Raw genomic sequence first — 13,962 nt, 5'->3', positions numbered from 1 at the left:
GTCTAGTGTGAGACGGTCCGGATCAGCTGGGCCTGGGCCACGGCGACCGGATCGGGCTTGGGCAGGACCATCCGTCCCGCGCCGATGACGACGGTCGCGGTCACGACGGCCGACACCACGGCGATGGCCGCCAGCTTCACGCCGTCTGCGAATTCCTGATGGTCCGGACGCAATCGTTCCCCCGAGTCGAACGCTGCTCGCTATCGAGCATTTCACGGACCTGCTTCGCAAGTCACGGAACGGTGTCGGGCGCGGAAAAATGCGGAGCTGGGGCGGGGAGCGCCGGAGTGGGGAAGTGATTGGTGGTTAGTGATTAGTGGTTGGCCGCCATCCAGTGGCGGGGGCCATGTGCGCCGCCCTTCCGCTGGCGGCGGGGGGCAGCGCCGCTACCGCCGTCGCAGCCTGCTTGCCAGCCACTAATCACTAACCACCAATCACTTCCGAGCCGCCGACGTCGGCGCATGAGGCGCCAACGCCGGCTGCAGCGTCAGATCACCCGCGGAACGGGCGGATCAGGATCTCGACGCGACGGTTCTGGGCGCGGCCCTGGGTCGTGCTGTTGTCGGCGATCGGGTTGCGCGCGCTGTTGCCGGCGACATACAGGCGCTCGCGCAGGACGCCGCGGTCGATCAGATAGCTGGCGACCGAAGACGCGCGACGCTCCGACAGCGGCTGGTTGATCGCATCACCGCCCGAGGAATCGGTGTGGCCGATCACGTCGACCATCGACTGGTCGTACTGCTGCAGCACGCGCGCCACGTCATCGAGGGTGGCGAGGAAGCGCGAGTCGATGTTCGACTGGTTGGTGGCGAAGGTGACGTCCGACGGCATGCGCAGGACCAGGTTGTCGCCCTGACGGGCCACGCCGACGCCGGTGCCCGACAGTTCGGCTTCCAGCGCGCGTTGCTGACGGTCCATGTACTGGCCGACCGCCGCGCCGCCCAGGGCGCCGATGCCGGCGCCGATCAGGGCGTTCTTGCGGCCTTCCTCGGAGTTCGAGGTGTTGGTCAGATAGCCCAGCAGGGCGCCGCCCAGCGCGCCGGCGATGATGCCGGTGCCGGTGTTGTTCCGCTGCGGGGTCGAGCGGTACGGATCGGTGGTGGTGCAGGCGGCGGCGCCCAGCAGGGCGGCGATGCTGACGCCGGTGACGATGAGTTTGGCGCGCATGGGATGTCCTTTCGACGGTGAGGCCTCTGCCTCTGAAACGCGACCTTATGGTCAAGGTTCCTTCCTGTACCGAAGCTGAACGGATCGCGCCCCTTTCGTCGACGGCGCCCACGCTTTGCCAAGGTCGGGGTGCAGGGCGTATGGAAACGACCAGATTATCGACAAGGGTTCCTCCGTGACCGACGCCTCTACCCCGACCCGCGCCCTCGTGCCGGTTTCGATGAAACTGTACGATCAGGACTTCCAGGCCTTCGCCGACGCCCTGGGCGGCTCGTTCAAGCGCTATGGCTTCGCCGTGATCTCGGATCACGGTCTGGACGATCAGGTCATCGGCACGGCCATCGACGACGCCAAGACCTTCTTCGCCCTGCCGGAAGACGTGAAGCGCCAGTATCACCAGCCGGGCACCGGCGGCGCGCGCGGCCTGACCCCCTTCGGCGTCGAGGCCGCCAAGGGCGCGGCCACGGTGGACCTGAAGGAGTTCTGGCACGTCGGCCGCGAGCTGCCGGAGGGCCACCCCTATCGCAAATACATGCGCGACAATGTCTGGCCGACCGAGGTCGAGGGCTTCCGTCCGCACGTCTACGGCATGTTCGAGGCCATGGACGCCCTGGGCGCCAAGGTGCTGCGCGGCATCGCCCGCTACCTGAAGCTCGACGACGACTATTTCGCCGACAAGGTCCAGCTGGGGAACTCCATCCTGCGCCTGCTGCACTATCCGCCGGTGGCCGCCGGGGCGCCGGGCGTGCGCGCCGGGGCGCATGAGGACATCAATGTCATCACCCTGCTGCTGGGGGCCGAAGAGGCCGGGCTGCAGCTGAAGGACGCCGACGGGGAGTGGCTGGACATCGCCCCGCCGCCGGGCGCGCTGGTGGTCAACATTGGCGACATGCTGCAGCGGCTGACCAACCACGTCCTGCCGTCGACCAGCCACCGGGTGATCAACCCGTCGCCGGACCGGGCCAGCTTCGCCCGCTACTCGACGCCCTTCTTCCTGCACTTCAACCCGGACTTCGTGATCGAGAGCCTGCCCTCGACCGTGACCCCCGAAAACCCGGACCGCTACGCCGGTCAGCCCCTGATGGCCGAGGACTTCCTGACCCAGCGCCTGAAGGAAATCCGCCTGATCTGAGGCTGGGGCTGGCGGCGGCGCCCGGATGGTCGGGCGCACTGCCGGGAAGTGATTGGTGATTGGTGATTAGTGGTTGGCCGCCATCCAGTGGCGGGGGTCATGTGCGCCGCCCTTCCGCTGGCAGCGGGGGGCAGCGCCGCAACTGCCGTCGCAGCCTGCTTGCCAACCACTAATCACCAATCACCAATCACTTCCCATCCACCGGCCTCGCCGCAGACAGCGCAGCCGCCCGCTACTTCGAGATGCGCAACTGGGTGATGTCCCGCCCGATGGCGCCGAAGGCGCCGGACAGGTCGCTGGAATCGTCGGCCATGTAGAAGTTTCCGCTGCCGGTCGCGCAGTAGCGCAGCAGGTCGGCGGCCTGGCCGGTCGAGGAGATGCCCAGGCCGACCGTATAGACCACCACATTCTGGGCCTTCATCGCGTCGCAGAGCGCCCGGCTCTGGGTGTAGGGGTCCGCGTTGTCCGGCGCGCAGTTGATCTTGTAGGTGTTGCTGCCCGAGCCCGAGCCCGCGTCACGGGAGATCACGCCCTGGCAATAGGGGGTGTTGAACTCCCCGTCGGTCATGATGACCACGGCCTTCAGGGTGTCGGCCGAGTTGTAGGCTCCGGCGCCGCTAGACGGCCAGACGGTGTTCCAGTTTGGCGACACCATATACCAGCCCCAGCCGATGCCGATCTGGCCCGCGGTGCCGCCGACGGCGGTGAAGTTGTTGATCCGGTTCTTCAGCATCGTGCGGTCGCTGGACAGCGGCACGATGGCGTCGGTCAGGCAGGTGCCGTCCTGGGTGTAGTGGCGCGCCACCCGCGAGGACGAACCGGACACTTCGGTGTAGCGGTTCGAGCCGGTCCGCTCGGTCACGCAGTCGCTGATCAGATTGGTCTGCAGATCCTCGTTCATGTTCTCGAACGCGAACCAGGTGCAGCCCTGCTGGGCGCACCACGACCGGCCGCCCGAGCTGTAGGGGGACAGTGTCGCCGTGTCCGACGGATCGATGGTGTACGTGTTGGTGCTGACGTTGCCGACCAGGAAGGTCTGGTTGTTCAGCGCCGTCATGCCGCCGATGTCGGTGAGGCGGACGTACTCATTGTTCCGCAGCCCGTGGCCGTTGGCGGTGATCGTCACCGAGCAGTTGTTGTTCTGGCACTTCTGGACCCGGCCGGTGCTGCCCAGATGAACCCCGTAGTTGCGGCCGTCCACGCGCGAGCCGGTGGTGGTGTAGAGCTCGAAGGTGTTGGTGGTCTTGTTATCGACCACATAGGCCTTGTTGTTCAGTTGGGTCATGCCGCTGACGCCGGTGATCCAGACCACGTCGCCGTCCGAGAAGCCGTGGCCGTTCGAGGTGATCACGACAGGGCGGGCGCGGGTGGCGGCGGTGATGGTCCTCTGATTGCCGGTCAGGTTCAGGACAGCGCCGCTGATGTTGGTCGAACCGGTCACCGAGCCGCGCACGGTGTTCAGATAGGTCCCCGGATTGACCGAGTTGGAATAGGGGACCAGCGCGACCTTGGAATAGTAGGGCGACTGCACGTCCTGCACGACCAGATCGACCAGATCCTTGGCCGACTGGCGCAGCGCCGAGATCCGGTCGCCGTCCATTGAGCCGGTGACGTCCAGCACCAGCGACACCTCGACGTTCCGCGACGACCGGTCGACCTCGGAGTGGGCGCCGACCTTGATGTAGTCGTCCATGAACTTGCCGTAGGGCGGCAGAAAGATGTTGGCGACCAGGGTCTTCACATCGACCTTGGCGTCCGCGATCACGACATCATCGCTGTTCAGCACGAAGGTGGTGTCGGCCTCGCGCAGCAGGATGTTCGGATAGGCCTTCAGATTGGCCTTCAGCGCGATCATGCCGACCCGCTGGATGTCCGTATTGCTCGTATAGGGCGACCGGGCCGCGTGCAGGGCGGCGGCGTCCAGCGCATCCTGCAGGTTCACCCGCACGGTCGAGGCGCGGTGGATGTCCACCCCGCCCATGGTCATCAGGATCAGCACGGGCAGGCTCAGGCCGAAGATCAGGGCCACATTGCCGCGCGTCTCGCCCGCCAGACGGCGAAGGAAGGCCTCGCCGCCGCGCACGATACGGCTGATCCGTTGTCCGAAGGTCATCGTCATTCTGTCCCGCGCGGGCGCACAGGGCCCAGGCTGATCGGATCAGGATGACGCAGTTCGGTTAAGGGAAGGCCTAATGGCGAGGGTTAACCCGGCGGTCACGAACCGCCGGGTCTTCGCCGTCGTCAGGCGCTCAGGCGTCCCAGCCGCAATCCTTGCCGCGGTTCTGGGTCGTCAGCCAGGTGTTCAGCGGCGCGAAATAGTCCGCCACGGCCGAGGCGTCATTGCCGCGTTCGCCGGTGAAGGCTTCCATCGCTTCCGGCCAAGGGCGCGACTGGCCCATCTCCAGCATGGCGTTGAAGCGCTCGCCGACCTCCTTGTTGCCGTAGATCGAGCAGCGGTGCAGCGGCCCGGTCCAGCCCGCCTGCTTGCAGGCCGCGCGCTGGAACTGGAACTGGTAGATGTGGGCCAGGAAGTAGCGGGTGTAAGGCGTGTTGCCCGGGATGTGGTATTTGGCGCCCGGGTCGAAGGCGTCGGCCGGACGCGGTCCCGGCGGGACCAGACCCTGATACTTCAGCATGTCGGCCGACCAGGCGTCATTGTACTCCGCCGGCGACGTCTCGCCCGAGAAGACGTCCCAGCGCCAGCGGTCAACCATCAGGCCGAACGGCAGGAAGGCGATCTTGTCCAGCGCCATCTTGAGCAGGAAGGGAATGTCCTCCTCGGCGCCCGGCGTGGTCTGCAGCAGGCCGATCTGGTTCAGATAGGTCGGGGTCAGGGCCGACAGGCCGACGAAGTCGCCGATGGCCTCGTGGAAGCCGTCGTTCGCGCCATTGCGGAACAGCAGGGGCTGCTTGTTGTAGGCGCGCTGGTAGTAGTTGTGACCGAGCTCGTGGTGGACGGTGTAGAAGTCGTCGCCGTTCACCTGGGTGCACATCTTGATGCGGATGTCGTCGACGTTGTCCAGGTTCCAGGCCGAGGCGTGGCAGACCACTTCACGGTCGCGCGGACGGGTGATCATCGACCGCTCCCAGAAGGTCTGGGGCAGGGGAGCGAGACCCAGCGAAGTGTAGAAGCCCTCGCCCGTGCGGACCATGCGCATCGCGTCATAGTTCTGGCTGGTCAGCAGGTTGGTCAGGTCATAGCTCGACTCGCCGCCGGTGGTCGGGGCCACGACGTCGTAGATGTTGCCCCATTGCTGCGACCACATATTGCCCAGCAGGTCGGCGCGGATCGGGCCGTGGTCCGGCTGGACCGCATCGCCGTATTTGGCGTTCAGGCGGCCGCGCACATAGCAGTGCAGGTTCTCGTAGAAGGGCTTCACCTGTTCCCACAGGCGGTCGGTCTCGGCGGCGAAGGCGTCCGGGTCCATGTCATAGCCCGCGCGCCACATGGCGCCGGTGTCGGCGAAGCCCAGCTCGCGGCTGCCCTCATTGGCGATCTCAACCATGCGGGCGTAGTCGGCGGCCATCACCGGCGAGACGGTGCGCCAGCCTTCGTACAGGGCCTTGGTCTCGGCCGGGTCGCGGCTCTCGGCGATCAGGATGTTCGCCTCGTCGAGGGTGATCTGGCGTCCCTGATACTCGAACTTGCCGACCGAATAGGTCGAGTCCAGACGGGTGGTGATGTCCGACAGCTCACTGGCCGCGCCGGGGCGTGCGGGAGCCGGCAGGACGATGCCGAGGCGCAGCAGGTTCAGCTTGCGGCGGACGTCGGCGGGAACCTCGACATCATTGAAGGCGGCGGCCTGACCGGCCAGGGCGACCTGGGTCTCGGTCACCTCGGCGTTGATCCTGCTCTCCAGCCACATGGTGTCGAAGGTGATGTTGGTGGCGCGGGTCCAGGCGATCCGGGCCGCTTCCTCGCCCAGCGCCGTCATGCGGGTCTCGGCGTCGGCGATGAAGGCGGCGGCGCCCTCGGCGGTGATCGGGTACTGCGGCGCGGCCGGCGTTTGCGCGGCGGTCTGAACCGGGGCCGCCGTCGCCGCCTGGGCCTCGGATCGGCCGTAGGTCGCGCAGGCGGCGACGCCGAGGGCGAGCGCACACAGGGCGGTCGCGGTCATCAAGGAACGCTTCATGGGGGATCCTCCTCGCGGCCTCCCGCCGCGTCTCGGCGGCAAGGGACCGGAGCGGAGCCGTAAGGTCAAGCGGCGCCGTTAGCGCGCGACGCAGGCGTTCAGGCCATCGTTGCGGACCGTGCCCATCGCGGCCTGGATGCGCGAGGCGCGTCGCCGGACATAGGGGCCGGGCTCCGCCGCCTGATAGCGGCGCGGGGAGGGCAGGATGGCCGCCAGCCGCGCCGCCTCGCGCGCCGTCAGCTCGTCGGCGCCCTTGCCGTACCAGTGCTGCGCGGCGGCTTCCGCGCCATAGACGCCAGGGCCCCATTCGGCGACGTTCAGATAGACTTCCATGATCCGCCGCTTGCCCCAGGCGGTCTCGATCAGGACGGTGTAGCCGGCCTCCAGCCCCTTGCGGATCCAGTCCCGGCTCGGCCACAGGAAGACGTTCTTGGCGGTCTGCTGGCTGATGGTCGAGCCGCCGCGGATGCGGCCGCTGCCGCGCTTCTCGGCGCGCGCGTTGTTTTGCAGCGCCTTCTCGATGGCCTTCATGTCAAAGCCCCGGTGAGCGCAGAAAGTCGCGTCCTCCGAGGCGATCACCGCATCGACCAGCCGGGGCGAGATGTCGTCCAGCGACCGCCAGCGATAGTCGCGGCCCTCGCCCTCGAACAGGCGGGTGGTCATCAGCCAGGTCTGCGGCGGCGGCACGAAGCGGTACAGCGCCACCCCGCCCAACACGAGCGTCAGCGTCAGCATGAGGGCGGACAGGATCAGCCGCCTGAAGGTCTTCATCCGGGATCCGGCCATGCGATGATGTTGTTCGGCTCGCGCGCGCCGCGCAAGGCTCAGGTTTCCGAAACCCCGGCGAAGCCATCCTCATCGGCCCAGGCCACGCGCGTCGCATCCGGGCTCATGGCCAGGGCGACGATGGTCGCGCCCTTCTCGGCCTTGAGGAAGTTCAGGCCATGCTTCGCGGGGTCGGCCAGCCACACCCGGCCGTCGTTCAGCCCCGCCGCCAGCACGCCCGCCTTGGGCGTCGAGGCGACCAGCGACACCAGACTGCTTTCGTCATAGCCGATCTCGGTGGCTTCCCTGCCCATCGGGCCGTTGGAGCCGATGAAGGGCCACAGCACCGCGCCCTGCGCGCCCGAAGTAGCCATCAGCTGGCCCTTTGACAGGAAGCTGACCGCCTTCACCTTCCCGGGATAGCCGCCCATCCGCAGGTTCTTCTGATCCTTGATCCGCCAGCCGTGCAGCTGGTTGTCCTGCATGGCGGTGATGATGAAGGCCCCGTCCGGCGAGAAGGCCACGCTGGTGTGCGACCCGGCCCATTTCAGCAGGGTCGGCTTCTGGTCGGCGATCCGCGCGAACCACAGGGCGGCCCCGCCATAGGTCGAGGTGGCGATCCGGCGGCCCTTGGGCTCGAAGGCCACGCCCGAGACGGTGCGCTCGTGCACGAAGTCGCGGCGGAAGCCGGCGTCCTTCGCGTCGATCACCGACAGGGTCTTGCCCGCCGAGAAGGCGATCAGCCCGCTCTCGGCCGAGGCGTCGATGGCGTCGATCCAGGCGCCCTTGCTGCTGGCCAGCAGCCCGGCCTCTCCCTTCCGGTGCCAGATCACCCGGCCGTCGTCGCCGCCGGTGACGATGCCCTCGCCCGAGGGGTGCACGCAGGCGCACAGGATCGCGCCGTCGTGGGCGATGCTGAAGGCGCCGTCCTCGAAGCGCACGGCGCCGTCGCCGAGTGCGAAGACCGCGCCGTCCTTGTCGAACAGGGCGGCGGTGGGCTGGGCGTCAAACTGGAAGGTGGTCATGGCTCGGTCTTGCGGGGTCAGCGGCTCAATCGAGCCCTATGCCCGCTGAGGGGCGGTGTTCCAATAGGCGGGCGGCCTACCAGGGCACGTTCTGGCCGTTCCAGCTGACGAAGCGATGCTCGCCCGATCCGGTGTTGGCCTCGATCTCGTCGACGATGCCGCGGGCGCTGGTGGTCACGTCGATGGTCGCGCCGGGGCCGCCCATGTCCGTCTGCACCCAGCCCGGGTTGACCGACAGCACCGTCACGCCTCGTCGGCGGCCCGGGCCCGCCCACAGGCTGCGGGCCAGCATGTTCTGCGCCGTCTTGGAGGCGCGATACAGGTCCGAACCGCCCGAGACGTTTTCGGTGATCGATCCCATGGCGCTGGACATGAAGGCGATCACCCCCGTCGTCTCGCGCACCTGATCGATCAGGTTCCAGGCCGCGCGCACCGGGCCGAAGGCGTTGGTCTGCATGAACTCGCCCAGCCAGGCGGTGTCCTGACCCTTGTCGTGGGCGGAACTGATGATCCCGGCATTGAGGAACAGCAGGTCCAGCGGCTGCGTCATCGCCTTGCCCAACGCCGAAATGTCGGCGTCCGAGGTCACGTCGGCCCGGTGGACCGTCAGCCGATCCGCCCCGTCCAGCGTCTTCAGCGCCGCCTCGCCCGCGTCGTTGCGGACGGTGGCGTGCACGGTCCAGCCGCGATCCAGATATTCCTTCGCGAGACCCAGTCCGATCCCGCGCGAGGCGCCGACGATCAGGGCCGTCTTCATGCGGCGCAGGCTTCGAACCCGGCCTTCAGCGCGGCCTCGTCCAGCTCGCGGCCGATGAAGACCGCGCGCGACCAGCGGCGTTCCTTGTCGCCCCACGGCTTCTGCAGATCGCCTTCCAGGATCATGTGAACCGCCTGGAAGACCAGACGGCGATCCTCGCCGGCCACCTCGATGATGCCCTTGGCGCGCAGGATGTTCTGACCCTGCTCGCCCAGCAGCTGGTCCAGCCACTTCGTGAACTTCTGCCCGTCCAGCGGCCGGTCAAGCGACAGGGCGATGCCCTTGATGTCGTCCTCGTGGGCGTGACCGCGCGGGCCGTGGTCGTGGTCGTGCGCGTGGTCATGATCGTGGCTGTGGTCATGATCGTGGTGGCTGTGATCATGGTCGTGGCCGCAGCTGGCGTCGTGCACATGGCCGTCGGCGCCGTGCGGCGGGTTCACGAAGTCGGGGCGCACCTCGGTGATGCGTTCCAGATCAAAGCCGTGCACGCCCAGCACCTGATCCAGCGGCACGTTCGAGCGCTCGGCGCGGGTGATCGGGGCCAGCGGGTTCAGCGCGCGCAGGCGGCTTTCTACCTCGGCCAGCTCCTCGCCCGAAACCAGATCGACCTTGTTCAGGATGATGCGGTCGGCGAAGGCCACCTGTTCGCGGGCCTCCTTGGAGTCCGTCAGGCGGGCCATGACATGCTTGGCGTCGACCAGGGCCGTGACGCTGTCCAGCTGGGTCTTGGCCTTGACCTCGTCGTCCACGAAGAAGGTCTGGGCCACCGGGCCGGGGTCGGCCAGACCGGTCGTCTCAACGATGATGGCGTCGAAGGCGGGCTTGCCCGGACGCTGGCGCTTCATCAGGCCCGAGACCACGCGGATCAGGTCGCCGCGCACCGTGCAGCAGACGCAGCCGTTGTTCATCTCGAACACGTCCTCGTCGGCCCCGACCACCAGATCGTTGTCGATGCCGATCTCGCCGAACTCATTGACGATGACGGCGTACCGCTTGCCGTGGTCCTCGGTGAGGATGCGGTTCAGCAGCGTCGTCTTCCCGGCGCCGAGATAGCCGGTGAGCACGGTGACGGGGATCTTGGCGGAAGCGGAGGCGATATCGGTCATGGGCGGCAAATGGCGTGTCGGGGAGGGTTTGTGAAGGGAGGGAGTAGGGCTTAGGAATTAGGAATTAGGGAGACCGAGGGTCGTACAGGCCTGCGCCTCAGGCTGGCTCGACTAATTCCTAATTCCTAAGCCCTACTCCCTTCCCGTTAGCAGTCCGGGCAATCCGGCAGCACGCCGCTTTCCAGCTGCAGCGTCGTGTGGCTGATCTCGAACCGCTTGCGGGCCAGGGTCTGGGCCTCGATCAGCAGGGCGTCGGCGTCCGGGCGGTCATGCACCAGATGGGCCGTCAGCGCCGTGTCGGTGGTCGACAGGCCCCAGACGTGCAGATCGTGCACCGCCGTCACCCCCGGCAGGGCCAGCAGGGCCGTGCGGATGGCGGACACGTCTACCCCGCGCGGGGCGGCGTCCAGCGCCAGATTGACCGAGTCCTTCAGCAGGCCCCAGGTGCCGATCATGATGACGGCCACGATCAGCAGGCTGACGATGGGGTCGATCAGGCTCCAGCCGGTCAGCATGATGGCGGCCCCGGCGATCACCACGCCGATCGACACCGCCGCATCGGCCATCATGTGCAGATAGGCGCCGCGGACGTTCAGGTCCTTGTGCTGGTCCTTCATGAACAGCAGGGCCGTGCCCAGATTGATGACGAAGCCGATGCCCGCCACGATCATGATGGTGGTCGAGCCCACCGGGGCCGGCTCGGCGAAGCGGCGGATGGCCTCGAACACAATGGCGCCGCAGGCGAAGATCAGCAGCAGGGCGTTGAACAGGGCGGCCAGGATGGTCGCCTTGCCATAGCCGTAGGTCTTGGCCGCGACGGCCGTGCGCCGGGCCAGCCAGGCCGCGCCCCCGGCCATGGCCAGTCCCAGCACGTCCGACAGATTGTGCCCGGCGTCGGCCATCAGGGCGGTCGAGCCGCTGATGATCCCGGCTCCGAACTCGACCGCGACGAAGGCCAGGTTGACGATCAGCCCGACCGCATAGCGCCAGTCGCCGGTGTCGACCGGGCCGTGATGGTGATGACCGCCGAAGCCGTGGCTGTGCGAATGATCGTGGTCATGCCCATGCGCGTGGCCATGGTCATGGGCATGGTCATGATCGTGATGGTCGTGCGCGTGGTCGTGGGCCATGCGCTGACTCTTAGTGAGCGTGACCGGCGTGGGGAAGGGCGCCGGCGACGGCGGGCGGGTGGTCGTGATCCGCCTGCGCCTCGGCATGGCTGTGCGAGGCGACCAGCAGACCGATGGCGATCAGCGCCACACCCAGCACGATGCTTTCATAGCGGGCCCACCGCTCCAGCCGCAGGACCGAGTAGCCGAAGCTGGCGATGATGGTGAAGGCGGCCATGCCCAGGATGGTGCCGATCAGGAAGGCCAGGGTCATCACCCCCAGAACGACCAGCCCCTCCTTGGCCTGCGCCAGATACAGCGGCAGCAGCACCTCGCCCGGCGACATGGCCAACAGCGCGACCAGACCCCAGAAGGCGGCGGTGTTCGACACCCGGGGCTCCGGCGCGGACAGGTCCGGCCCGCCCGCGGCCTGCACCCGCAGCAGGGTGGCGCGGGCCAGATAGAAGGCGCCGAACAGGAACAGCAGCACGGCGGCGAGGTGGGGCAGGATGCCGGCGATCCAGCGGTCCAGCGCCAGACCGGCGATGACGATCAGCCCGCCGACCACGGCGGTCACCGCGATATGGGCCAGGCCGGCGGCCGCGACCGCGCCCAGCACCTGACCCAGCGACCAGCGCTGCGCCTTGCCGACCAGCACGAACGGCAGCCAGTGCGTCGGCAGGGCCGCGTGCAGGAAGGCCGTGACGAAGGCCCCGCCCAGAAGCGAGAACAGAAGCGTCGGCTGAAGATCGGGGGGCGACATTGCGGCTGGCTCTATCCTGTTACCTTATAACAGTCGAGCGGATTCTGCGGTGCGTCCGGAAGTTGATGCGTCGCACGCCCGTACGAGACTCTTGAGCGGAACGGGCGGCGCATGTCACTCTGTCGCTCGCGGCCCCCGCGATGGCGTTTTTTCGCCCGTCCGCGTTGACTCCGGGGAGCCCTTCCGTATATGTCGCCGCTCTTCGCCCGCCGGGGGTCCCCGCGGGCGCTATTCTTTTTGCGTCTACGCTGAGGCTTCAACATGTACGCGGTGATCAAGACCGGCGGAAAACAGTACCGGGTCCAACCGGGCGACGTCATCGTTGTCGAGAAGCTCGACGGCGAAGCCGGCGCTGCCGTCAACTTCGGTGAAGTTCTGATGCTGGGCGGCGACAAGGGCATCACCCTCGGCGCCCCGCTGATCGAAGGCGCTTCGGTCGCCGCGACGCTGGTCGAAACCCGCAAGGGCGAGAAGATCAAGATCTTCAAGAAGATCCGTCGTCAGGGCTACCGCCGCACCAACGGCCACCGCCAGATGGAATCGGTCCTGCGCATCACCGGCATCGAAGGCGCCGGCGAGAAGGCCAAGTGGGAAGGCAAGACCGAGGTCCTGACCAAGCTCGAGATGAACGCTCGCGCCCGTGGTCTGGCCCCGCGCGTCGAAGCCGCCGCTGAAGAAGCCAAGCCGGCCAAGGCCGCCAAGGCTCCGGCCGCGAAGAAGGCCCCGGCCAAGAAGGCCGCCGCCGCTTCGACCGAAGAAGCCTAAGAGTTCCGAACGCGCCTTCCGGGCGCGACTGTGCTAAGAATGAACGTACCGGGCGCCTGAGGGCGCCGGGTGCAAACCGAAGAGAGTTACGATGGCTCACAAGAAATCCGGCGGTTCGTCGCGCAACGGTCGCGACTCCGAGTCGAAGCGCCTTGGCGTGAAGAAGTTTGGCGGCGAGCGCGTGCTGGCCGGCAACATCATCGTGCGTCAGCGCGGCACCACCTTCCACCCGGGTGACAACATGGGCATGGGCCGCGACCACACCCTGTTCGCGCTCACCAACGGCGCTGTGAAATTCACCACCAAACGTGGTGGCCGTTGTTACGTGTCGATTCTCGCCGCCAACGACGACGCCCAGCAGGCCGCGGCCGCCGAGTAACGCGAAACGGAAATCCCCGGATCGCGTCGGCCCAAGGGCCCCGATCCGGACCAAGGGAAATATTCCGCGGGGAGTCTGGATCACCAGGCTCCCTTTTGCGTTTCCCCGCCTCGAACACCGCCCGAGCCCTCCAAGGAGGCGGTGAGTTCCGAATGAGGCGTTTCATGTGCGTGATCGAACCCTCCCCCGTCGTCGAGACGCGGCGTCTGTCGCTGCGCGCGCCGCAGGCCCAGGACGTGACCCGTCTGGCCGCGCTGGCCAATGACGCCGACATCGCGCGGATGACCCTGCGCATGCCCCATCCCTTCTCGACGCAGGACGCCGAGGCCTTCGTGCTGAACGTGCAGGGCCAGGATCCCGCGCGGGCCCGCACCTTCCTGATCGAGCACGAGGACCACGGTCCGGTCGGCGTCATCGGCCTGTTCGAGGACGGCGATGTCGGCCCCGAGGTCGGCTACTGGATCGGCCGTCCCTTCTGGGGCCGGGGCTACGCCACAGAGGCGCTGGAAGCCGGCGTCGCCTGGGCCAGCCGCAAGTGGCGGCGCCGGGCCATGGTCGCCGGCCACTTCGCCGACAACCCCGCCTCCGGCCGCGTGCTGGAAAAGGCCGGCTTCCTGTACACGGGCGAGGTCCGCACCGGCTTCAGCCGCGCCCGCGGCGAGGACGCCCGCACGCGCCGGATGGTCTGGCTGGCATAATTCCGGGTCGCGGACCGTCGGCCCCTTCGGGGACCTCCCGACCCGACGCGACCTGGCGCTCCGCGCAGGCTGATCGTCTGGCGCAGCAGGTTATGTGTCAGGACAAGGCGTGCGCGAAGCGCCAGGCCGCGTCGGGTCGAGAAGGCGGAGCCTTCTGACCGCG

Annotated in this window: 14 protein-coding genes; 4 read left to right on the top strand and 10 right to left on the bottom strand. The window is 67.7% G+C overall.

The genetic code is table 11. The annotated features are described in order from the left end of the window. Positions 1 to 2: 2 nt before the first annotated feature. Complete coding sequence (locus tag ACFQQC_RS01690; RefSeq protein WP_376859077.1) at positions 3 to 173, bottom strand: hypothetical protein; 171 nt, start codon at positions 171 to 173, stop codon at positions 3 to 5. A 319-nt stretch (positions 174 to 492) separates the two neighbouring features. Then, positions 493 to 1,167: an OmpA family protein gene (locus tag ACFQQC_RS01685; protein WP_376859075.1), complete on the bottom strand. Its 675-nt coding sequence runs from the start codon at positions 1,165 to 1,167 to the stop codon at positions 493 to 495. A gap of 220 nt (positions 1,168 to 1,387) precedes the next feature. Between ACFQQC_RS01685 and ACFQQC_RS01680 the strand changes: the two genes are divergently transcribed. Beyond that, positions 1,388 to 2,299, top strand: a complete 912-nt coding sequence (locus ACFQQC_RS01680) for an isopenicillin N synthase family dioxygenase (RefSeq protein WP_376860828.1) — start codon at positions 1,388 to 1,390, stop codon at positions 2,297 to 2,299. Between the two features lie 232 nt (positions 2,300 to 2,531). On the opposite strand, the gene ACFQQC_RS01675 is transcribed toward ACFQQC_RS01680, so the two are convergent. From ACFQQC_RS01675 to ACFQQC_RS01640, 8 genes are all read right to left on the bottom strand, one after another. Next, a complete protein-coding gene (locus ACFQQC_RS01675) occupies positions 2,532 to 4,412 on the bottom strand; it encodes a ubiquitin-activating E1 FCCH domain-containing protein (RefSeq protein WP_376859073.1) in 1,881 nt (626 codons plus the stop codon). Between the two features lie 136 nt (positions 4,413 to 4,548). Beyond that, positions 4,549 to 6,432, bottom strand: coding sequence for a M2 family metallopeptidase (locus ACFQQC_RS01670; protein ID WP_376859071.1), 1,884 nt, complete (start codon positions 6,430 to 6,432; stop codon positions 4,549 to 4,551). Positions 6,433 to 6,510: 78 nt separating this feature from the next. Further along, positions 6,511 to 7,203, bottom strand: coding sequence for a monofunctional biosynthetic peptidoglycan transglycosylase (gene mtgA, locus ACFQQC_RS01665; protein WP_376859069.1), 693 nt, complete (start codon positions 7,201 to 7,203; stop codon positions 6,511 to 6,513). Between the two features lie 53 nt (positions 7,204 to 7,256). Further along, positions 7,257 to 8,222, bottom strand: coding sequence for a WD40 repeat domain-containing protein (locus ACFQQC_RS01660; protein ID WP_376859067.1), 966 nt, complete (start codon positions 8,220 to 8,222; stop codon positions 7,257 to 7,259). Positions 8,223 to 8,298: 76 nt separating this feature from the next. Further along, positions 8,299 to 8,979 carry an SDR family NAD(P)-dependent oxidoreductase gene (locus ACFQQC_RS01655; protein ID WP_376859065.1) on the bottom strand — a complete coding sequence of 227 codons (681 nt, stop codon included), beginning with the start codon at positions 8,977 to 8,979 and terminating at the stop codon, positions 8,299 to 8,301. Then, positions 8,976 to 10,085, bottom strand: a complete 1,110-nt coding sequence (locus tag ACFQQC_RS01650; protein WP_376859063.1) for a CobW family GTP-binding protein — start codon at positions 10,083 to 10,085, stop codon at positions 8,976 to 8,978. The genes ACFQQC_RS01655 and ACFQQC_RS01650 overlap by 4 nt, the downstream gene beginning before the upstream one ends. 146 nt (positions 10,086 to 10,231) lie before the next feature. Beyond that, positions 10,232 to 11,215 carry a cation diffusion facilitator family transporter gene (locus ACFQQC_RS01645; protein WP_376859061.1) on the bottom strand — a complete coding sequence of 328 codons (984 nt, stop codon included), beginning with the start codon at positions 11,213 to 11,215 and terminating at the stop codon, positions 10,232 to 10,234. A gap of 10 nt (positions 11,216 to 11,225) precedes the next feature. After that, positions 11,226 to 11,957, bottom strand: coding sequence for a hypothetical protein (locus ACFQQC_RS01640; protein ID WP_376859059.1), 732 nt, complete (start codon positions 11,955 to 11,957; stop codon positions 11,226 to 11,228). 261 nt (positions 11,958 to 12,218) lie between these two features. On the opposite strand from ACFQQC_RS01640, the gene rplU reads away from it, so the two are divergent. From rplU to ACFQQC_RS01625, 3 genes are all read left to right on the top strand, one after another. Continuing rightward, positions 12,219 to 12,722, top strand: a complete 504-nt coding sequence (gene rplU, locus ACFQQC_RS01635; RefSeq protein WP_376859057.1) for a 50S ribosomal protein L21 — start codon at positions 12,219 to 12,221, stop codon at positions 12,720 to 12,722. A gap of 91 nt (positions 12,723 to 12,813) precedes the next feature. Then, on the top strand, positions 12,814 to 13,101 hold the full coding sequence (gene rpmA / locus ACFQQC_RS01630; RefSeq protein ID WP_376859056.1) for a 50S ribosomal protein L27: 288 nt from the start codon (positions 12,814 to 12,816) through the stop codon (positions 13,099 to 13,101). Positions 13,102 to 13,265: 164 nt separating this feature from the next. Beyond that, entirely contained in the window at positions 13,266 to 13,799 is a 534-nt protein-coding gene (locus ACFQQC_RS01625; RefSeq protein ID WP_376859054.1) for a GNAT family N-acetyltransferase, read from the top strand. Positions 13,800 to 13,962: the final 163 nt, after the last annotated feature.

The sequence above is a fragment of the Brevundimonas sp. GCM10030266 genome, from assembly GCF_042666595.1.
Lineage (GTDB): Bacteria > Pseudomonadota > Alphaproteobacteria > Caulobacterales > Caulobacteraceae > Brevundimonas.
This window is presented reverse-complemented; position numbering and strand designations above follow the sequence as displayed.

Coding starts and splice junctions, on each gene's coding strand:
- ACFQQC_RS01685 (WP_376859075.1), bottom strand. CDS start 1,167: ATGCGCGCCAAACTCATCGTCACCGGCGTCAGCATCGCCGCCCTGCTG.
- ACFQQC_RS01680 (WP_376860828.1), top strand. CDS start 1,388: ATGAAACTGTACGATCAGGACTTCCAGGCCTTCGCCGACGCCCTGGGC.
- ACFQQC_RS01675 (WP_376859073.1), bottom strand. CDS start 4,412: ATGACCTTCGGACAACGGATCAGCCGTATCGTGCGCGGCGGCGAGGCC.
- ACFQQC_RS01670 (WP_376859071.1), bottom strand. CDS start 6,432: ATGAAGCGTTCCTTGATGACCGCGACCGCCCTGTGTGCGCTCGCCCTC.
- mtgA (WP_376859069.1), bottom strand. CDS start 7,203: ATGAAGACCTTCAGGCGGCTGATCCTGTCCGCCCTCATGCTGACGCTG.
- ACFQQC_RS01660 (WP_376859067.1), bottom strand. CDS start 8,222: ATGACCACCTTCCAGTTTGACGCCCAGCCCACCGCCGCCCTGTTCGAC.
- ACFQQC_RS01655 (WP_376859065.1), bottom strand. CDS start 8,979: ATGAAGACGGCCCTGATCGTCGGCGCCTCGCGCGGGATCGGACTGGGT.
- ACFQQC_RS01650 (WP_376859063.1), bottom strand. CDS start 10,085: ATGACCGATATCGCCTCCGCTTCCGCCAAGATCCCCGTCACCGTGCTC.
- ACFQQC_RS01645 (WP_376859061.1), bottom strand. CDS start 11,215: ATGGCCCACGACCACGCGCACGACCATCACGATCATGACCATGCCCAT.
- ACFQQC_RS01640 (WP_376859059.1), bottom strand. CDS start 11,957: ATGTCGCCCCCCGATCTTCAGCCGACGCTTCTGTTCTCGCTTCTGGGC.
- rplU (WP_376859057.1), top strand. CDS start 12,219: ATGTACGCGGTGATCAAGACCGGCGGAAAACAGTACCGGGTCCAACCG.
- rpmA (WP_376859056.1), top strand. CDS start 12,814: ATGGCTCACAAGAAATCCGGCGGTTCGTCGCGCAACGGTCGCGACTCC.
- ACFQQC_RS01625 (WP_376859054.1), top strand. CDS start 13,266: ATGTGCGTGATCGAACCCTCCCCCGTCGTCGAGACGCGGCGTCTGTCG.